The sequence below is a fragment of the Clostridium sp. OF09-36 genome, assembly GCF_003481985.1.
Taxonomy (GTDB): Bacteria; Bacillota; Clostridia; order Lachnospirales; family Lachnospiraceae; genus Brotaphodocola.
The window spans coordinates 20,432-38,933 of record NZ_QUMD01000024.1 but is presented as its reverse complement, the minus strand read 5'-3'; the positions used below and the strand labels follow the sequence as shown (position 1 = coordinate 38,933).

Here is an 18,502-nt window from a genome sequence, read left to right as displayed (position 1 = left end):
AATAGAGATGTAAAATCCGCGCACAGCTTTAGCCCGATAAAATCTCGGCGCACAAAGCTAATTACGCAGTTTTTTTAACACCCCTATTAAAACACTTAAAAATTCTCATATTTTCCTTCTAAAAACACAGGTTCATATCTGACACAAAAGCCCGCAAACCCGCTTAAACTGGGGCTTTACGCGAGAGTAAACATACCGTCTCAACGGTATTACCTTTTTCCCACAAGAGCCGCCTTACCTCTTGACCATCCCGATATATTGGGAAATTAAACTCTATCGACTTCAAAGGCTGCTCTGACTCCCCATTTGGATATATCTGAATTTCTTTTATGAGATAAGTAATAAGGCTTTTCTTTTCCTCGTCACTTATTATATCATAAATTTCATTGATATAACACCCCGCTTTTTGCCCGTATTTGCTGAAAAGTTCAATTTTGAATATCTCCGCAAATCTCACAAAATCCCGCTATTTAGTAACAAATTAGTAACACCCGGTTACTGTTTATTCAGGACACGTTCAGAAACAAAACCAGTGTATTTCACACCCCTGTACGTTACCTGAACATAAAGCCATTTTACACCCTGATATTCAGAATAGTAACCATAGCACTTCACTTCTGTCCCCTGTTCTAACACAACCATTGATGTGTTCTGTTTTCCCGCACCGTTACGCATATAACAATCAGTGCTTGTCTTATATGTTCCGGCAACGGCAGATGACTTTTTCTGTGCAGATGACTTTGCGGTCTTTGAAGTAACTGGTGCAGCACTCTGACTGTTGCTTGCTGATCTACTGTTTCCACTTACTACAATAACAGTGTGACCTGATGTTTTTGTAACCAGTACATCACCATTATATAAAACAGTATTAGCACTGACAGACTGCCTTTTTTCAAATTTTCCAGTTGCTTCAAGTTTGGCTGCTTCACCTGATGTTGCAAAATCACCGGGGTCAAAACCGTTCTGAATACAACAACCACGAACCAAAGAAGAACAGTCTGCTTCTGTCTTTTCTTTGATTGCTTTCATGCTGCCATATTTTCTGACCATCTTAATGACACCATAACGGTTAGACTGATCGTAACCGATATGGTCATTTGCACACGCATCTGACATTGCAGATGCAAGACCATTTGCAAGTGCAACAGTTTTTGGTCTAAAACATACCAACCTTGCTGTGCAAATAGTACGGCTGTGTACTTACTTCCCTACCGTTGTTGTCACCCAACACACCGCCGGAAATCTTGCCGTTTTCATCAATTCTTGCTGAACCTACTACTAAACTCATAATTATTCACCCTCACTTTCTGTCTTTTTCTGTAAAATATCAATAGCCTTGGTGATGACTGCCGGGAGTGGTAACCCCATAAGACCCGCATTTTCCACAAGGGAAATTGTTTCATTGGCAATGAACGCAATGATTACTGCATCCCTGATGTAATTTGTGCCAATGACAAGATCAAGGCGGTACGCAACCAGTACAAAAATCAGGGTCATGCACTTTCTGCAAAGACCTTTCCACCCCGCCTTACTTTCAAGTGAACCTGTGTCTGTCTTGGGACTGTTCTTGAACACCCCCGCAACAATCAGTCCTGAAATATAATCAAGACCCATGAAGATCAGAAGGGTTGCAAGTCCCGCATCCCAACCACCAAAAAAAGATGCGATTGCTGAACCAATCACACCTAATACACTGCAAATAGTCTGTTTCATTTTCTCTGTCCTTTCTGAACATAAAAACAACCGCTTGTGACCTCATATAAGGGTCATATAGCGGTTGTTTTTGTTCCTGTGATAATTTCCTTGTCTGTTGATTACTCTGCTAATTCAGGGCAATCAAGGTCAATCAGAACTTCCTTCACTTTGTCCTTGATTTTCTCAGGTACATCAGCAAAGGTTTTCTTGCCCTTAATGATAAGGGTTGCATAGATCACTGCCATAGATTCCACATCCTTTCTGAATAAAATTTTTATGATGAACTGAAACAACATCAGTTACCACCTTCTGCCAGTTCCGGGTGTCCTTCATCAATAAGCACCTGTTTGACTTCATCCCTGATCTTGTCAGGAACATCATTGATTGACTTCTTACCCTTGATGATAAGTGCTGCATAAATGTTTGCCATATTCTCACCCCTTCCTTATGCCATCATTTCATAGATTTCACACATGGCTTCCTGTGCCTGTGTCATCTGATCTTCCAAAGATGCGTTCCTGTCATCAATCATTTTGATGTATTCATCCTTGGTGTACTGGGTCAGGTCATATTCATAACCAGTGAATCCCGGCTGTTCATCTGTCCCGGCTTCTGTGACCGGGGTGATGTTTGCAGCAACCCAAACTGAATAGTCATCAATGACTTTCTGTTCAGGCTGCTTTGTACTGCGTACTTTTCCGTACTCTTTCATGCTTTTTACCACCTTTCTTGATATGATCTTTATAGTACCTATCAGCATAAGGCTGAATTGGTTCAATATATTTTTCAGACAATCGGCTGCTATCACAATATTTCAACCAACCCTTATAGGAATTGATTGCACACCATTCTGAATAGTTCATTTCCTGACCGCTTTCAATCTTCTTCCTGATTGCGGTCATTTTCCGTTCAAATTCCTGACAGGTGGATTTTCTAAGAAGGGTATCTTTCAAGAAAATCCTGTACCCTACAAAATCAATACCCCGGATGAACGAAGGGAATATCTGATAGTTGCCTTTTATTCTTAATTTCAAATTCTGTATGAAGTATTCATTGATTTCTGTAAGTAACTGATGCAGTTCTTCTTTGGTTCTTGCAAAAATACAAATATCATCCATATAACGGTAATAGTGCTTTACCCGCTTAACTTCTTTTATCCAGTGGTCAAAACCTGATAGGAAGAAATTGCCGTCATACTGTGAAAAGTAATTCCCTATTGGAATACCGACACCTTCAATGAAGTCCTTGCCGTTTACCTTCACTATCTTGATTTCATTACCACAAGACCGATAAAATTCAATGTTTTCATCCGTTGCCGGACAAGTGCTGATTGAATCAATTACTTCATCAATCAGTTCAAGCAGTTCAGGGTCTTTGTACTTCCGTCTGAACTTCTGTTTTAGTGTTTCATGGTCAATGGAAGGGTAAAATTTCTTGCAGTCTATTTTCAAACAATAGGTCATTTCTTCCGGCACGGTATCAACCGCCAACCGTAACTTCTTGTATGCTGCATGAATACCCTTGTTTGGTATTGCTGAATATGTGTCATCAGTGAAATACGCTAATAACTGCGGTTCAATCACCTGTAAAACCGCCCATTGTGCAATTCTGTCAGGGAAGAATGGAAGTTTGTATATTTCCCGTTCCTTCTTGCCGTCCTTTTTCGTAAAAGTGGCATATTCCGAAGTTTTGTATAAATGGTTTTGAAGCATCCATTGCAGACCAGCCAAATAGTAGTATGGTCTTTTCTCAATCTGCTGAACTTCCTTGTACCATCCTTTGCCTTTCTTTGCGTGTTGAAACGCAAGATACAGGTTATCCATTGAACAGATTTTTTCATAAAGATTGCCATACCGTTTCACGCTTGTCTGTTCCCTTCTGTATGCACTGAACCGAACTTTCAACCCGTCAGGTGGCGGTCTACTAATACAGCCCATGTATTTTGATGTTTTGCCAAGTGGCACGGTAATCAGTTTTCAGTACATTGATTTATAAGAACACCCCGCCATTTCTGACGGGGTGTTTCAAGTGATATTTGTGCATTTACTAACTGACTGCTGATATTCCGATTACGATTAGAAGAAGCATTATTCAGATTCCAATAGAAAGCACTGGTATTCAAGCCATTATTCCAATTAGCACCTAATTTAGTGACATTGGTTTTTTGTCTTTTTATTGTCTTTCTGCTTGAAAATCGTCATCCTTAGCATCCTGATTACCTAAAATTGTGTGAATTACTGGTTGCCTGTTATGCTGCCACCTTTTTTCGATACACCAACCGACCGCCGATACCCCGATAACGACCAGAAGAAGCATTACCCAGATACCAACAGAAAGCACCGGCACCCAAGCCATTACCCCAACCAGCACCCAATGCAGCGACACGCCAACCAGTACCGTTCTGATTCCAACAGTAATCACCAACAGGAAGTGCAGTGTTTCCGTTGAACTCACCCGGTAAGAACAACCAATCAAAATCTTCTGAATAGCAGAAAGCGGAAATATAGCCGTTTCCATACTTTGCGGTCATTCCTGTATCTTCATAAGGTGCTGCCTTAATGTCATCAGCAAAACCATGATCTGCAACATAGGTTTCACACTCACCTGTGGTTGCGTTTGCATAGTGATTGATTCCATCAATCCACCACCAAATATTGCCCCAAAAGTTTTCTTCACCACGGTATGACACAATCTGAATACCGTTAGCGTTGACAACTGAACCGGATGCATTACCAAGGGTGATTGTTGCACCTGTATTTTCTGTCATGGATGTTTTACCGTCATCAGTCTTGGAAACTGCACCGTTACCAATGGCAGACTGCATATTGAAGGTTGCATATTCAATCAGCATGAGCATCTGTGAAGCGGATGCCGTCTGAACAACACCCTGTTCCCAACCAGTACCACGTTTTTCAGCAAGTTTTCTGATATTTGCACGGGTTGCGTTCTGTGTAAGTCCTGACAGCGGTTTTGCATTGGCAATACTGCATAACATATCAGCAGCAAAGTCAGCAACCTGTGAATCATCAAGAATGTATGCTGATGCAGATGCATCCCAAAGTGAACCTTCAAAGGCTGCAAGATATGCAACATCATTTTCCTGACCATTTACAATGAACGCCGGATGAAGTTTGAATCCCGCCTTTGGTGTATCTGATACATAGTATCTGATTTTTCTTGTGATCGCCCCCTTGGTTCTCTTTTCAGTTTTAAGCGGTACAACCTTGTAATAAAACTTTGGCTGTTCAACCATTACCTGAACGATTGTCCCGGCACTGAATTTCAGGTTTTCATCAGGTGATTCAGTACCTACCGGGTTACGATCAACCGCCTGTGTCAGTTTTCCAGTAGTGGAAAATCCGGCTTCACCATAATATGCAGCAACACGCCCGTCATTGGTAAGGTTGCAACGCTTTCTGCCACCAAAGGCATTGATTCCATCAAACCCTGAACCCGCTGAACGGTTTACTGCTCCGGCAAGTCTTGTGAATTTCTTATTTTCAAGGTCCACTTCAACACCGTAAATGTCACCGTCTGTATAGCCAACAAAGGCTTTCAGATCAGCAATTTCTTTTTCAAGTGCCTGAATGTCACCGACCGTTGCATACGCACCCGGACTGACCGCAAGTGATACGCTGTCAGCGTTTCCTACTGTGGTATATAACTGTAAGTATGCAGCCGATACCGTAACGCCGTTATATGGTGGCATATAACAGTTATTTGACTTTTCAATGCAGACTGCATACAGGATTTCACCCTTGTCAGGGTCAACGGCATATAAGCCAAGTGTACGCATATAGTAACCTTCTTTCAGGTCTACGTTGGAATATGCTGCATCAATTTTGATTGCAACCTCATTTGTGCGGGTAACCTTGGAAACAAGGGTTGTCTGCTTGATGTTGCTAAGTGCGGTCAATGCCTGTAACTGACTTTCAGTGTACTGGGTACTGGAAGAACATACTTTTGTAAAATCAATGTTTCCTGACCCGGCAATCATCTTTGCCATAAGTGCCTGACCATTGTTTGTGATGTAAAGTTTTGAATACTCTGCCATCTTATCATTCCTTTCTATGTTGTTTTTATCTCAATGAAGTCTACCTGAACAACGCCGGATGCTGCCTTTGCATCCATATCTGCCCGGATTGTTTCATTAAAATCTGTTGAAATGGTTACCATTGCGGTATCTGTTGCCTTACCACCAAAGTTCACTGTACCCTGAACACTCACTGTTTCCTGACTGTCATTTGTGATGTTCAGCATTTCAGTCTGAACGATTCCACCACCAAAGACTGATGAACCGTTCACATCAAACACTTCCCGGAAATCGTTTGTGATGATAAATTCATTGATGAAGCAGATGCCACCACCAAAAAGAACAGCACCTTTGATGTTGCAAGGGATGCTGTTCTTAGATACAACCACAAGATTTTCAGGAATCATTGTGTTTATGATGTTTTCCAGTTCTTCCACCTGACCATATAATTCAAGGTCAGTGTCAATATACAGTGTGTACCCGGTCTTGAAATCACCAGTCACTTCAAAATCACTGTCACCACAAAGGACAAGCAACTTTTGAAGCAACACTTTCCAAGTGTACGGGATTGTGTTGAACCACTTGCTTTGAACCCTTGAACGCCTTGATTCAAGGGTATCATCAGCAGTTGGGTATATTTTCAGCATCTTTTCAAATCTGCTGATTCCATATTCATCAGCGGTTGAAATGAAGCGGTTACGCAAACACCTGTCAGTTGCCGACCACATCAGACTAAATTCAGGGTTTTCCGCTTCAAGTGCTGCAACGGGTTCTTTGTAGTTCTGCATGAATGGCGGCAAGTATGAAACAAGGTCAACTTCTCTTATCATGCAGAAACACCCCCTAACTTTGGTATGCAAAATTCTGTCAAGGTCATATTGCTTGCCGTGCCGTTCAGCTTTGTCCCGGTCACATCCACCACACCATCAACACCAAGGATGCGGTTTTCAATCTGCGATACCCTGACAATGGTTTGTGATGTTTCTGACCAGTTCTTTCTTAATTCCAAGAAATACGCATCAACCGCTTCTGTAATGGCTGCTTTGGTATTTGACCAGTTGTGACCTTCTTCAAAGGTTACCGTGGTCTTGACCTCAATACTGACAGGTGATGCACTTGCAACACTGACTACATGACCGATTGGTGCAAGTCCGTAACCTTCCCCGGCATTTTCTTCCGGGTCAAGTGTCTGCTGAACGTATTGAACAAGCGTTGAACTTGCTTCACCGTAATCATCTGAATCAGTGATAACTACATGAACAGTACCGCCAACTGTCAGTTTCTTGTCCTTGGCTGCATTATATACGGCATCAAGCCACGGTTTGACTGCTGCCGGAACTGTTGAAATGATTGATTCATACCAGTTCTTGACCACTGTACTGACGATCATGTCAGCGGGTCTAATGTCACCATTCCAAACACGCTTGACCTTACATGACCCAACACCTTCAATGCCTTTGACCTTTGCCATATAATCAGCATGATTACCACCAAAGGACTGTTCATTGAGCTGTCAAAGTAACGCTGTCTGAAAACTTCTGTATCTTCTTCATCTTCACCGGGGATCAATACGCTTGTCAGGCTTGCCGTCTGCAATCCGTCAATATATTCCATTGGTATCATATCCCCAAGGTACTGATTGCCAACCACACCTTCTGTTTCACACTGAACCTTGTATGTTCCCGGTGTGATCTGTTCAGTCACAACATAGTTGATTTCACCAATGTTGAAACGCTTTCCAGTAACATCAATGTTTGTTGGTGTGAACTCACCCTGTAAGATTGCCTTGGTTGCGGGTTCAGGTGAAAGTCCCCTGTCCTTTGCAAGCAAGATCAGAAATTCCCTTGCAGCAGTATCACCGTATGAATTTTTTATCAGATATTCCAACTCAATGTATAAAATCTGAAATTCAATGGCTGTTGAACTATGCAGATCATAAACAGGGGATGACGGTCTTTTGTCAATTTTGTCAGATACCCGGTTCATCATCCTTTCAAGGATAATGTCATAAGTCTGATCTTCATACATTCTAAATCTTCACCCCCTTCTCTGCTTTAATATCACCGTAAATTGTTTTTACGGTAAAATAGGCATGAACCACACCTTTGACCGTCAGGTCAAATTCAAAGTCGGTCACGCCCGTGATTCTTTCATCAACGGCTAACGCTTCAGTGATTCTGCGTTCTAATTCAGGGCAAACCCAAGTAACAGGTTCACCATACAGATCAAGTGTTTCAATGCCGTAATACCACGGATATATGATGTACTGATACCGTTCTGTTTGCAGTGTTCTGAAAATCATCTGCTTCATGGCATCCTGTTCATCCACAAGACCCCTGACTGAATCACCGTCTAAATCCATTTTATAAGTTAGGCTTGGCTGTGTTTCAATTTCAAAATCTTGGTCAAGAAAACCAACTGTTGAAGGAATCATTTGCCTATCCTATCCACAACAATGAATTTCTGACCTTCTTGCTGTCTTATTAGAATGACACCATCACCGACAGCCAAGCCATTGTGTACGGTGACTTCAATCGTTCCGACAGCATGAACGTGTGACGGGGAAACTGGTGCTGTCCCTGAATTTACATCCCCGGTATAGTAATAATTCTTGATATTCCCCGCCGTTATCTTAGTTTTGAAATCTGTTACATTCCTTGAAAGTACAAGTTGTTTTTCAGTAAGAATCATCTTCTGTTCAACATTTATCTGTAACGGGGATGCAGATATAACCTTTCCAAAACATACATTTACAGGTTTTGTTGATTCTACCGCTTCAACCGCTGCTTGATGTACTTTCTTGATAATTCCTTTTGCATCAGGCAATAAACTCACCCCCTCTAAGTGTCAAATCCATCCAATGTTCACCTTCCTTGTAAGTGTGCTTGCACTTTTCAACAAGCATCCAGTTTTTCACTTTCATATCACCAAGGTCAAGGTTAATGACAACCATTGAACCCGCCCGCACTCTGTTGTCACCCAAAGCATTGGTGATCTTCAAGTTACGGGTTTTCTTGTTATACAGTTTCAAAAGGGCATCTGCCTTTGCTTGACCATTTTCACCTTTCTGTAAGGTATCAAAATACTGCAAAATGCCCCATTTATTGATATTAGAAGAATCCTGTGTGATATAAACATCACGCTTTTTAGTATCTTCATTGTCATAGGTCAACTTGATTTTGTTATAAGTATTACTGTCGATAGATGAAGTATATTCAAAATCTTGCCCTGTTTCTTCATCAATCATTAAGTACGCCCCCGGAACACCCACATACATAGATGACAGGCTTTTCAGGGTAAGTTTTCCAAAATCGTCATATAACACATACATTTCCCCGGTGTTAGTCAGTGTCAGGTCAAGAGCATTTGTTATCATTTCAAACAGTTCACTGTTTTCTTCAATTCTTGATTCAATGACATACCCTGTATCATCCAGTGTACCAAGGTTCAGGGCATAATCATCTGCAATCATTTTTACAAATTGTGATGCAGTTTTATTTTCATAAACCTTAGTGTCCTTATTTTTCAAATATCTTAACTGATCGTAGGCGGTGACAGTAATGATCTTGTCCTTACTTCTTTGCTGCTTGAATACAAAACCAAAGAATACATTGTCACCGTCTACCTTCATCCTGACTGGACTACCTTCTGAAAAATCAAGAATGTTGTCATACAGGACTTTGAAAACCAGTTTGCCGGGGGTGTTTTTTCTTTCTGTTGACCATTCAATACCTTCCTGAACAACAGGTTGATATACTTTTGTTCCTGATTCATTCCCAACCAGTAGTTCAACGTACATTGAACAACACCCCTTTCTTATGCTGCCGGAATGGTCAAAACCTGTCCCGGATAAATTAAGTTAGGGTTGCCACCAATGACACCCCTGTTTGCGTTGTAAATCACGGTGTATTTTGCACCGCTACCGTAAAACCGTTTTGCAATGTTCCATAAACAATCACCACGCACAACCGTATAAGTCTGTGCTGCTGCCGGGGCGGGTGAATTGTTAGTTTCCCGCTTAGGCTCTGCACTTGCCTTTGGCTTGGATGCAGCAATTTTGATGTTGACTGTCTTTGTTCCATAGTCCCGGTACTGTTTCAGATTGAACTTGACTTTGAAGTCAAACCCGTTCTTGGCATCCTCTGAAATTTTGTAATCTTCCAAAGATACCTTCATGTTCGTGTTCAGCAGTTTTTTCCCCACCGGGGTCTTTCTGCACACAATGAACTGGAATGTCTTTTTGCCTGTTTTCAACCCTTCAAAAATATCAAAGAAATACCCCGCTTCTTTGAAACCATTCTTATACACCGCATAAGGATGTTTTACTTGCGGGATTTCTGCTTCAAATTCAATGTCGGTCAACCCGGTTTTTTTCAGGATATTGATTTCACCTTCATTTATCAGGTTGACCGTTTTGTTATTACCATTGATTTTGATGCTAATTTTTTCAGGGGTGACAGGAAAAAGGCATTTATCAAAATACATATCATATCCGCTTTGTGCCATTAGTCTGTACCCCCATTTGTTACTTCATCTATTGCTTCACCCATTGCATCATCTAATGCAGTGATAAAGCCATCAAGGTCAGTATCAGATGAAACATTATTGTTGTTTGTTTGGTTGATAGTTACTTCTGCGGTTGTGAATCTGTTAATTGATTCTTGTTCCGCAATGTCACGCAAATACTTCAAATCTTCTTCTGTAACATCCAAAGAATCCTTGATTTTGCCTGTGTTATCGTCAATGTTTCCAATGCTGTCACCCACGCCTGAATTTGCTATTGCATCATTGAACCCTGATGTGTAATCACCAACATTAGGAATATCTGTCTGACCGAATACATCCGACAGACTAAAGTTTGAAACCTTATCAGCAATACCGTCACCCCATGCTGCACCCGCATTGAACGCATCTGATGCCCAACCGTCCTGAAATGCATCAAAGGTTGTAAAACCTTCATTGAACGCATCACTGATTGACTGGTAATCTTCTTTGTTTCCGGCTGCTTCACTTGCTTTGGCTGCATAGTCATCCGCTGCGGATGAAATGCCTGAATAGTCAAATTCAACAAACGGTAACTTATTCAGTGCTGAACAAATACCTTCAATGACTGAAAGTGCCGTGCTTAACAGGTTGTAAAACCATGACTGAACAGAACAGATTGCATTGTGAAATGCCGTCATCATATTGGATGCAAGTGCTGCAATGGCGTTTCCAATACCCAAGGCAATGTTTGCCACGGTTAGACCCAAGTTCTTGAAGAACTGAATCACCACGTTCACACCACCAGTAATCACACCGAACCCTGAATTTGCAATACCTGTCATCTTTGCAATCGCATTACATACGGCAAAAATTATTGCTATAAGTGCTATAATCAGCACAATAATCCATGTGATCGGACACGCTGCAAGTGCTGCGTTCAATCCATACTGCTGTACTGTCCAAAGAAATGTTTGTCCGGCTGCAAGTGCATCTGCCGCTGCCTTTGTCGCATCAATGGCTGCTGAAATTGCAGTAATTGCGTTGACAATTCCCATGATTGCCAAATATGCCCCTAATGCAGCAATTACACCATAGATAATTGGTGCAATGATTGACCAGTCATCACCGATAAATGCCCCAACAGATGCAGCCACTTCAAACACATTCAGAAGGATATTCGCAAGGGTTGCCATTGCTTCAATAGCACCCTGAATGAAAGTCTGAAATGCTTCACTATTAGCTAAATCGTTCAGTCTTTGAAGAACAGGCTGAAATGCAATCAGTGCGGTGTTCTGCATTGACTGCCATATCTGCCCCCAAGTCATAGGCATTTCATTGAATTTGCTGTTAATGTCATCAGCAGCAGAAAAGATTGCTGCCTTGACTACATCAGCGGAAAGTTCCCCATCCGCTGCCATTTCTCTGATCTTACCGATTGGAACATCAAGATAGTCCGCAATGTTCTGAATCAGGTTAGGTGCTTGTTCAAAGATACTGTTCAATTCATCACCACGAAGGACACCTGAACCAAGTGCCTGTGATAACTGCAATTCTGCGTTTGCTGCTTCTTGGGTGCTTGCCCCGGCAATCGTCATCTGCTTTTGAATCAGATCAGCAAAAGCAACAACTTCTTCTGAACTGCTGAACGCATCCTTTGCGTTGTTACCGAAACGGGCAACAACATCAGCCATCTGACTGAATGAACCTCTTGCATCTTGTGCTGCTGCATATACCATGTTGACAAGTTCAGCGGTTGTCTGAACCCCGTCATTCATCATGTTCAAACGGGATGTTGTCTGAACAAGTTCGTCTGAAATGTTCAGTGCTTTCCCAACTGTCTGAATACTGACATAGGCTGCAACCGCCCGCTTGATGGTATTGGTCAGTTCATTTGCCTGTTGTGTTCCGGCTGAAATTTCCTGATTGAAACGCCCCTGTTCATCCACATTGTCACGGATGTACCTTTCTGTGTTGCCAACAGTCTGTGACAAACGTAAATAGGCATCATTGGCAGCAGAAACATCCATATTCTGCATTGCCTGATTCAGTGAATTTTGTTCCTGAATAGCCTGATTCAACTGCATACGCAACTGTTCCAGTTCTGCATTTGCATTGTCTGCCCCAACATTTACCGGGTTGTTCTCAATCTGCTGAATCCGCTGCTGAATTGCAGATAACCGCTGTTGCATGGTGTTCATATCCTGAACTGCTGCATCCGGCAGTATATCCATTCCCTGTGCGGTCTGTGAAATCCTTGCCTGTGTGGTATTCAGTGTGTTCAACATATCGTTTGCACTCTGAACTTCTTGCTGAAATCGTTCAACACCTGTTCCTGTGAACACATCCATCCCGTCAGTGTTCCATGTGACCGGGATTTCTACGGGTTCAGGGTCAGGCGGTGCGTTTGGCTGAATTTCAGGTCTGATTGGTTCAGGATTTTCAACCAAAGGGTCAGGAAGTACCGGGTCAACAGGTACAGGAATCGGTTCTTGATTTCCACCATCCACAACAGGCGGTGCAATATCAGGTGCGGTCTGTCGGCTTGCTGCCTGATTCATTGCTTCAATGGCAGCGGTTGCCTGATTGATTTCATCCCTTGCCCCTTCAATACTGCTTGTATCAATATCAGCGTTCATTGACTGCTGCATATCATACATTGCAGATACGGCAAGGTTCACTGAACTGATGATGTTGTTCAACACTCCGCTGAATTGGTCATTAAGTTCAATACCTGTCTGAATAGATGACACCTGTTTCACCGTCCTTTCTTAGTGTTTTTTCTTTGCCCTTGCTTCTGCCTTTTTCTTTTCCTTCTTGTCATGCTCTGCTTTCAACTTGATTGAAGCAATCACAAAGGCTTTTTCCTGTTCATCCATAGCCAAGAACACTGATGGAAGAATGTGAAGTTTTAGAAGGGCATAGTAAGCATAATTTGCTTCACCGTCCCCTTCTTCAATTAGTTTTTTGCTTCATCAACCTTTTCATCAAGTGACTTGGTAAATCCCTGAAACTTCTGCATCCATAACTGGAAGTCCTGCATTTCCCCGGCATCATCAACCATTGCATAGACTAAATCTTCCGGGGTCATCACACCGTAACTGTCCTGTAACTCTTTATCGTAAAGGTCAGGAAACACCGTTGACTTCACGATCATTGCCATAAGGTACTTTGAAGTAATCAGTTTTGGTCTGAATAAGTTCGGCTTGCCTGTCACCTGAACTTCAATGGTGTTTGCATCACGAAGTTCTTCATTCTCCTTGGAACTGATATGTCTGAACTCCCATCTAACAGGTGTTCCGTCTGAACCAAGAAGTGAAGCAGTAGGTGCAAACTTTTCATTTTCCTTTACCTTTTTATTCGCTTTCATAAATGCACTAAATTTTGACATTTTGTTGTTCTCCCTTCTGTTTATCAAAGAATAGAAAAAACCCCTTATATGACCTTATATAAAAGCCACACAAGGGGTTCTGTTACTTAGTTAGTAAGAAAACCCGTGAGGTTTGCAAAAGATTCAGGCATTGAGAAGTCCTCAAATGTTCCTTCAATCTCTTCATCAAGGTATTCCCCGTCAGCATCAAATTTTGCTAACACACCGCCGTCAGTGTTGCAGTCATAGAAAATGATCGTCTGTCTGCCCGCATCACTGGTTGGATCATCATTGGTGATCTGCATTTCAAAATACACATCCTCACCAGTGTTCTTATAGTCAAGCAATGCCTGACGAAGAACTGACTGGTTATAGTGTGCCGTGCCGGAAAAAGTACCTTCCATACCACATGACTTATGACCCGCCATGATTGCACCAAGGCGGGGAACAGTAGTCTTGGTTTTCTCAACCTTTGCTTCCATATCAATCATCTGCATGAAGTTGTATCTTCTACTTCCGATTGTGATAAAACATTCAGCAAGTTTTGCTGCAATAGTGTCCCTTGCTTTCATTGTTACATTCGGCATTTTATTTCACCCCTTTCTTACGCAACCGTAACCGTTTCATAGAGTTTACCCATAGCGTTCACAACGGTGATTGCTGATGTAATCACAACCGCCTTTTTGGAATCGCCCTGTGCAACCGTAACATCAGAATCAGTGAACCCTTCAATAGCACCAAGTTCCTGTAACTGTGTACGGATTTTCACCAAGTCAGACCAAAGGGAAGTTCTGCCTGATGCATTGTTTGGAACAACACCAAGATACTTAGTGTTGAAAAGAACTGCATCATCATTCCCAACTGGTCAATAACTCTGATCGTCTGATTGTCCTTGAATACATCCCCGCAAGTGTCCGAAGTGGTCACCATAGAGTTAATATCTTCAAGCACACGGACAACGCCGTTGACCTTATGGAAAGTGAACTCACCCGCCTTGATTGCTGCTTTCAACTCATTCTGTGTGTAATTGGTATCAACGGTGAAACCGCCGTCATATTTCTTGTTCTGACAAGACTTATTGACCGCACAACCGCTTTCTGCACCAGTTACCCAGTACACAAGTGCTGCTTCTGACCATCCTGTATCTGTTACCTTGTTCTTCACACTGATAACGCCCATATAATCAGCAGACAGGTTGTAAACAACCAACTGGAACTTGATACCAAGTTCATCACGCAAACGCTTGTTGAAAGCCACATATAACTTCTTGGTAACATCATCAGTAACCACAACGCCCATAGTGTTGTAGGTGTATGATTCGATTTTATCCAAGTAAGCCTGATGTGCAGTGCCGTCAACCGTGCCGTTTGTACCACCAGTTAAAGGTGTTCCGGCAGTAACAGCAAGATCAGCAGCCTTGAATGTCACATAATCGTTTGCCACAAGATCAGCAGCCTTGGCAACTGTCTGTGTGTCAACCTTGACCGTACCGAAGTAGGTTGTAACATCATACTTGCTTGCATCATCTGCATTTTTCTGAATCACGATCTTCAAATCGTTACCACGAACACCACAATACTTTGCAGTTGCGTATGTGTTCGCTGCCTTATCACCACCGCCGTTCAGACGGTATGCGTATAAGGTCTTTGCACCCATGAACAGATCATTAAGACCAAGCATCTTAGGACTGTCAAAGGCATAACCAAAAAGTTTCAGGCTGTTCTTCTGAAAATCTTCATTGGTCACTTCAAAAACTTCCCCTTCAACACCCCAGTCAAGTTCAAGGGGCATTGTTGCGATACCTCTATCAGACAATGCAGCGGATGCGGATGCAGCCGATACAAAGTTGATATAAGCACCGGGCAGTTCTTTGTTCTGTGAGGTAAATGTACCACCACCTAAAGCCATACTATTTCACCTGTCCTTTCATGTATTTTTCAACTAAATTGTCAACAGTTTTCATGGTGTAACTTTTATCTTCATCAAGAAGGGCATCCACCAAGTCCCTTCTGTTTGCAAAACGGGCAGATGCAAGAATCTGTTCCTTGCTGAACATTGGTTCAGTCTGTTCAGACCTTGCAGCAGTTCCCGTTGCTGTCTTTTTTGCTGCCATAATCAACCACCTTCCTTCACATCCGTGCTTGCCGTCATAGTTTCCATTGGTGTCTGTTCTTCCGTCTTGACCGTGAAAAAGTCATAATTGACAAAAAAATTCAGAACACCGTCAACCACCTGATGATTCATTTTTGAACCCCTGATTGGCTTGGTATCACCGTCTGTTGTGATATACTCCAAACAGTCATACATTCTTTCAGCCACATCAGCACATTCCCGCTGCTTCTTTGCAGACTGTGGGAAATACTGGATGCAGAACTGATTGGTACGTTCATACCGTTTGCCAAGGAAAAGGTTGTTGTTTGGGTTCAAGCAAGCAATAAAAAAACAAGGCTCTTTCAAACCTTGCTTGATTTCTTCATTGTGGATTTCATAATCATCCCCAAATTCTTTGTTCAGGGAACAACTGATTGCTTCAACTATTGAATTTATCATTTACCAAGTCCCCCTAAATATTTCTTGATTTTGTTTTCAAGCACCTTTGGGGCAATTCTCTGTAATTCCTGTTCAGATATGGTCATCATAAACTGACCCTTGACCCATCCTGAATGATTGGCTGTCCTGTGTCCGTACTCAACATAAGATGCGTATTCAACCGGGTTCACAATTTCAATGACATAGGTGTCACCAAAATGATTCACCGTCAGGCTGTCTGCATACCCTTGTGCTGATGCACGTTTTTCACCAGTCCAACCACGCCTTAATGTACCGCCCTTTTTTCCTGAACTTGCCGGGTACTGTCCGACAGGTGTTCTTTTGACCACCATGCGAAGCAACCGGGCAGCAAGTTCCTTTGCACACGATTCCACAAAGTCATCAGGATTTTGCAACTTTCCCAACTGCTGCTGAAAGTCTTTCAGACCTTTGCAGTCAAATCTTCCCATTCTACCCATTTACGCATATTCCTTGAACAGTTCAAGTGTAATTTCCTGATGCGTTGGGTATGTGGAAGGGACACCGCTGCGTGTGTAGTCCGTGGTCACATTGTCCTGTGTTACTGTCAGTTTTGACCCCGCCTTGATGGTTACATCCGGGGAAACGAACAACTTTGTGCTTTGCGTGATCGTTGCTGCTGATTCTGACTGAATTGCTGTTTGCAGTTTTTCAAAAGATAATCTGCACGGTTGGTCTTGTAAGACTACAACTTCTGATTCTTCCATAAGTTTTGACTTCTCATTTTTTACCTTTTGCAGTTCTGTCACCGTCAAAGTACCAAAATAGGTTGCTTCAATGGCTTTTCTTGCAGCCTTTTGTGCTGCCTGAATCTGTTTTACCATCTGATACGCCTGAATGAATTAAATTCAGCCTTTCCATAGGATAAAAGGTAATTGATGAAAGAGGTCAGTCTTTGTTCAGGGGTCATTGAACCTTCACCAGTTGCAAAAACCGTGTTGGTGTCCCCTGTCTGAATCTGCTTGACAGCATATTCTAAATCAAACCCGGTAAGGTCATCAGGTGCAAAGGTTTTCTTGGAAAGAAGAAATTCACCCACCGCCATATCAACGGCAATGTGTTCCAGTCCTTCCGGCACATCATTCCAGTTGATTTCATTCTTGATTGTGCTGCGTACTTTCTCAACGCAAAAGGTCAAGGCAAATTCATCATCTGCCTTGACCGTATAACCGAATGATTTCAACCGTTCTTTTACTGTATCAGTATCAAACATTGCAACCACCCTTTCAGATCAGAAATTATCCACGGGAAATGATACGGGCAATAGGTACTGCCTTATGCTCAATAGTCTTGGTATCAGATGCAACCAGTGACCAGTTCTTGCCAGTCTTTAATTCCGCATTGGTAGGGGAATTTGTTGCCTGTGATGCCTTAGTGTAGGAAATACCACCAACAGAAACGGCGTGACGCTTACGGGAAATCAGTGTATCTTCACCGCCGTGAAGTTTCGCATCACGAACCATTTCATACGGTACTTTTGCACCAACATCCTCAAAACCAATAGCACCTTCACCAAGGATATAGGTTGTGTACTCTGTGTATGCATCCTGTGCCTTGATTCCCTTGCCTGTGTCCTCTGCAACGGCTTCAACAACCTTAGTAGGTAAAGAATCATCAATGATGACCAGTCTGCCGTTCCAAGTACCCATTTCAAGATCACGCTCAATGCCCTGTGCATCTGTGTACTTTAAGTATGCAAGCAGTTTCAGGTTTTCAAGGTTGGTAGCAACTGCACTGTGACAGTAAACCAGCTTGAACTTCTGCTTGTTATCACCGCAAGCCTTCTGAATTGCACTGTTCAGGGTTGTTGCATCCATCTTCATACTGTCATCAGTATGTTCAGCACCCGCTGATGCAATGTTATAGGTGTGTGCTTCAACAAAGGCTGCATTGGCTTTCTTAATGTCACCTGTACCAGTGTCCTTCATTCCAAAGACACCTTCTAAGATTGCAAGAATAACATCCTGATCTACACTGTTCCAGTAGTCATTGATCTGATTTCTGACGTTTGCCATGAAGTCAGTACCACCAGTTACATCATAACTGAAATCTGCTTCTGTCCAACCGTTCATTCTGCCATAGGTGAAAACACCCTGTTCATAGGTATCAGTCTTGCCCGGTGTAACATTGTCAACACCGTCATAGTTCTGCGGTGTGCCGGAAAGCAGACCAAAATACGGTAACACTGCATAAACAGTGCCAGTCTGTGAGTTATTCACAAAAGTGTCACGCAATCTTGCATCACCAACGATTGCACGAGATTCACGCAACTTGTTCAGTTTTACGTTCTTAATAGCACTCATGTACTTACCGAACGCCTTTTCGTTAAAACTTTTAGCATCAAATTTTGCCAT

The 18,502-nt window shown here is 42.3% G+C and carries 23 protein-coding genes and 2 pseudogenes; all 25 read right to left on the bottom strand.

Annotated elements, in window-relative coordinates:
- Positions 1-163 precede the first annotated feature (163 nt).
- Positions 164-457 (bottom strand): hypothetical protein, encoded by a 294-nt coding sequence (locus tag DXA97_RS15320; protein ID WP_279221182.1) that lies wholly within the window; start codon positions 455-457, stop codon positions 164-166.
- A 38-nt stretch (positions 458-495) separates the two neighbouring features.
- Positions 496-1,029 (bottom strand): hypothetical protein, encoded by a 534-nt coding sequence (locus tag DXA97_RS15315; RefSeq protein WP_147355581.1) that lies wholly within the window; start codon positions 1,027-1,029, stop codon positions 496-498.
- 127 nt (positions 1,030-1,156) lie between these two features.
- Positions 1,157-1,288, bottom strand: coding sequence for a hypothetical protein (locus tag DXA97_RS21665; RefSeq protein ID WP_279221181.1), 132 nt, complete (start codon positions 1,286-1,288; stop codon positions 1,157-1,159).
- A gap of 2 nt (positions 1,289-1,290) precedes the next feature.
- Positions 1,291-1,713, bottom strand: coding sequence for a phage holin family protein (locus tag DXA97_RS15310; RefSeq protein WP_118004445.1), 423 nt, complete (start codon positions 1,711-1,713; stop codon positions 1,291-1,293).
- A gap of 101 nt (positions 1,714-1,814) precedes the next feature.
- Positions 1,815-1,940, bottom strand: coding sequence for a CD1375 family protein (locus tag DXA97_RS21660; RefSeq protein WP_330362758.1), 126 nt, complete (start codon positions 1,938-1,940; stop codon positions 1,815-1,817).
- A gap of 50 nt (positions 1,941-1,990) precedes the next feature.
- Positions 1,991-2,125 carry a CD1375 family protein gene (locus DXA97_RS21655; protein ID WP_015527549.1) on the bottom strand — a complete coding sequence of 45 codons (135 nt, stop codon included), beginning with the start codon at positions 2,123-2,125 and terminating at the stop codon, positions 1,991-1,993.
- Between the two features lie 15 nt (positions 2,126-2,140).
- A complete protein-coding gene (locus DXA97_RS15305) occupies positions 2,141-2,407 on the bottom strand; it encodes a hypothetical protein (RefSeq protein ID WP_118720967.1) in 267 nt (88 codons plus the stop codon).
- Positions 2,367-3,557: an RNA-directed DNA polymerase gene (locus DXA97_RS15300; RefSeq protein WP_118720966.1), complete on the bottom strand. Its 1,191-nt coding sequence runs from the start codon at positions 3,555-3,557 to the stop codon at positions 2,367-2,369. Before DXA97_RS15300 ends, DXA97_RS15305 begins: the two co-directional genes overlap by 41 nt.
- A gap of 386 nt (positions 3,558-3,943) precedes the next feature.
- Complete coding sequence (locus DXA97_RS15295) at positions 3,944-5,749, bottom strand: hypothetical protein (protein ID WP_118720965.1); 1,806 nt, start codon at positions 5,747-5,749, stop codon at positions 3,944-3,946.
- 14 nt (positions 5,750-5,763) lie between these two features.
- A complete protein-coding gene (locus tag DXA97_RS15290) occupies positions 5,764-6,558 on the bottom strand; it encodes a putative phage tail protein (protein ID WP_118720964.1) in 795 nt (264 codons plus the stop codon).
- Positions 6,555-7,714: pseudogene (locus DXA97_RS22355) on the bottom strand (baseplate J/gp47 family protein). The gene DXA97_RS15290 and the pseudogene DXA97_RS22355 overlap by 4 nt, the downstream one beginning before the upstream one ends.
- A gap of 43 nt (positions 7,715-7,757) precedes the next feature.
- Positions 7,758-8,162 (bottom strand): DUF2634 domain-containing protein, encoded by a 405-nt coding sequence (locus DXA97_RS15280; RefSeq protein WP_118720963.1) that lies wholly within the window; start codon positions 8,160-8,162, stop codon positions 7,758-7,760.
- Entirely contained in the window at positions 8,159-8,554 is a 396-nt protein-coding gene (locus DXA97_RS15275; protein ID WP_044911320.1) for a DUF2577 domain-containing protein, read from the bottom strand. Before DXA97_RS15275 ends, DXA97_RS15280 begins: the two co-directional genes overlap by 4 nt.
- Entirely contained in the window at positions 8,547-9,527 is a 981-nt protein-coding gene (locus DXA97_RS15270; RefSeq protein ID WP_003500640.1) for a hypothetical protein, read from the bottom strand. The genes DXA97_RS15275 and DXA97_RS15270 overlap by 8 nt, the downstream gene beginning before the upstream one ends.
- 17 nt (positions 9,528-9,544) lie before the next feature.
- Complete coding sequence (locus DXA97_RS15265) at positions 9,545-10,234, bottom strand: LysM peptidoglycan-binding domain-containing protein (RefSeq protein ID WP_003500642.1); 690 nt, start codon at positions 10,232-10,234, stop codon at positions 9,545-9,547.
- Positions 10,234-12,963, bottom strand: a complete 2,730-nt coding sequence (locus DXA97_RS15260; protein WP_118720989.1) for a tape measure protein — start codon at positions 12,961-12,963, stop codon at positions 10,234-10,236. The genes DXA97_RS15265 and DXA97_RS15260 overlap by 1 nt, the downstream gene beginning before the upstream one ends.
- A gap of 206 nt (positions 12,964-13,169) precedes the next feature.
- Positions 13,170-13,601: a hypothetical protein gene (locus tag DXA97_RS15255; protein WP_118004418.1), complete on the bottom strand. Its 432-nt coding sequence runs from the start codon at positions 13,599-13,601 to the stop codon at positions 13,170-13,172.
- A gap of 86 nt (positions 13,602-13,687) precedes the next feature.
- Positions 13,688-14,167, bottom strand: a complete 480-nt coding sequence (locus DXA97_RS15250) for a phage tail tube protein (protein WP_003500649.1) — start codon at positions 14,165-14,167, stop codon at positions 13,688-13,690.
- A 17-nt stretch (positions 14,168-14,184) separates the two neighbouring features.
- Positions 14,185-15,488, bottom strand: a pseudogene (locus DXA97_RS15245) (phage tail sheath family protein).
- Between the two features lies 1 nt (position 15,489).
- Positions 15,490-15,693, bottom strand: coding sequence for a hypothetical protein (locus tag DXA97_RS15240; protein ID WP_015527559.1), 204 nt, complete (start codon positions 15,691-15,693; stop codon positions 15,490-15,492).
- A gap of 2 nt (positions 15,694-15,695) precedes the next feature.
- Positions 15,696-16,130, bottom strand: coding sequence for a DUF6838 family protein (locus tag DXA97_RS15235; RefSeq protein ID WP_015527560.1), 435 nt, complete (start codon positions 16,128-16,130; stop codon positions 15,696-15,698).
- The gene (locus DXA97_RS15230) at positions 16,127-16,588 is read right to left on the bottom strand and encodes an HK97 gp10 family phage protein (protein ID WP_118529847.1); all 462 of its coding nucleotides are present in this window, start codon (positions 16,586-16,588) and stop codon (positions 16,127-16,129) included. The genes DXA97_RS15235 and DXA97_RS15230 overlap by 4 nt, the downstream gene beginning before the upstream one ends.
- Entirely contained in the window at positions 16,589-16,972 is a 384-nt protein-coding gene (locus tag DXA97_RS15225) for a hypothetical protein (protein WP_003500659.1), read from the bottom strand.
- Positions 16,966-17,361 (bottom strand): hypothetical protein, encoded by a 396-nt coding sequence (locus DXA97_RS15220; RefSeq protein ID WP_118529845.1) that lies wholly within the window; start codon positions 17,359-17,361, stop codon positions 16,966-16,968. Before DXA97_RS15220 ends, DXA97_RS15225 begins: the two co-directional genes overlap by 7 nt.
- A 25-nt stretch (positions 17,362-17,386) precedes the next feature.
- A complete protein-coding gene (locus tag DXA97_RS15215) occupies positions 17,387-18,502 on the bottom strand; it encodes a major capsid protein (RefSeq protein WP_118656746.1) in 1,116 nt (371 codons plus the stop codon).

Coding starts and splice junctions, on each gene's coding strand:
- DXA97_RS15315 (WP_147355581.1), bottom strand. CDS start 1,029: ATGAAAGCAATCAAAGAAAAGACAGAAGCAGACTGTTCTTCTTTGGTT.
- DXA97_RS21665 (WP_279221181.1), bottom strand. CDS start 1,288: ATGAGTTTAGTAGTAGGTTCAGCAAGAATTGATGAAAACGGCAAGATT.
- DXA97_RS15310 (WP_118004445.1), bottom strand. CDS start 1,713: ATGAAACAGACTATTTGCAGTGTATTAGGTGTGATTGGTTCAGCAATC.
- DXA97_RS21660 (WP_330362758.1), bottom strand. CDS start 1,940: ATGGCAGTGATCTATGCAACCCTTATCATTAAGGGCAAGAAAACCTTT.
- DXA97_RS21655 (WP_015527549.1), bottom strand. CDS start 2,125: ATGGCAAACATTTATGCAGCACTTATCATCAAGGGTAAGAAGTCAATC.
- DXA97_RS15305 (WP_118720967.1), bottom strand. CDS start 2,407: ATGAAAGAGTACGGAAAAGTACGCAGTACAAAGCAGCCTGAACAGAAA.
- DXA97_RS15295 (WP_118720965.1), bottom strand. CDS start 5,749: ATGGCAGAGTATTCAAAACTTTACATCACAAACAATGGTCAGGCACTT.
- DXA97_RS15290 (WP_118720964.1), bottom strand. CDS start 6,558: ATGATAAGAGAAGTTGACCTTGTTTCATACTTGCCGCCATTCATGCAG.
- DXA97_RS15280 (WP_118720963.1), bottom strand. CDS start 8,162: ATGATTCCTTCAACAGTTGGTTTTCTTGACCAAGATTTTGAAATTGAA.
- DXA97_RS15270 (WP_003500640.1), bottom strand. CDS start 9,527: ATGTACGTTGAACTACTGGTTGGGAATGAATCAGGAACAAAAGTATAT.
- DXA97_RS15265 (WP_003500642.1), bottom strand. CDS start 10,234: ATGGCACAAAGCGGATATGATATGTATTTTGATAAATGCCTTTTTCCT.
- DXA97_RS15255 (WP_118004418.1), bottom strand. CDS start 13,601: ATGTCAAAATTTAGTGCATTTATGAAAGCGAATAAAAAGGTAAAGGAA.
- DXA97_RS15250 (WP_003500649.1), bottom strand. CDS start 14,167: ATGCCGAATGTAACAATGAAAGCAAGGGACACTATTGCAGCAAAACTT.
- DXA97_RS15240 (WP_015527559.1), bottom strand. CDS start 15,693: ATGGCAGCAAAAAAGACAGCAACGGGAACTGCTGCAAGGTCTGAACAG.
- DXA97_RS15235 (WP_015527560.1), bottom strand. CDS start 16,130: ATGATAAATTCAATAGTTGAAGCAATCAGTTGTTCCCTGAACAAAGAA.
- DXA97_RS15230 (WP_118529847.1), bottom strand. CDS start 16,588: ATGGGTAGAATGGGAAGATTTGACTGCAAAGGTCTGAAAGACTTTCAG.
- DXA97_RS15225 (WP_003500659.1), bottom strand. CDS start 16,972: ATGGTAAAACAGATTCAGGCAGCACAAAAGGCTGCAAGAAAAGCCATT.
- DXA97_RS15220 (WP_118529845.1), bottom strand. CDS start 17,361: ATGTTTGATACTGATACAGTAAAAGAACGGTTGAAATCATTCGGTTAT.
- DXA97_RS15215 (WP_118656746.1), bottom strand. CDS start 18,502: ATGGCAAAATTTGATGCTAAAAGTTTTAACGAAAAGGCGTTCGGTAAG.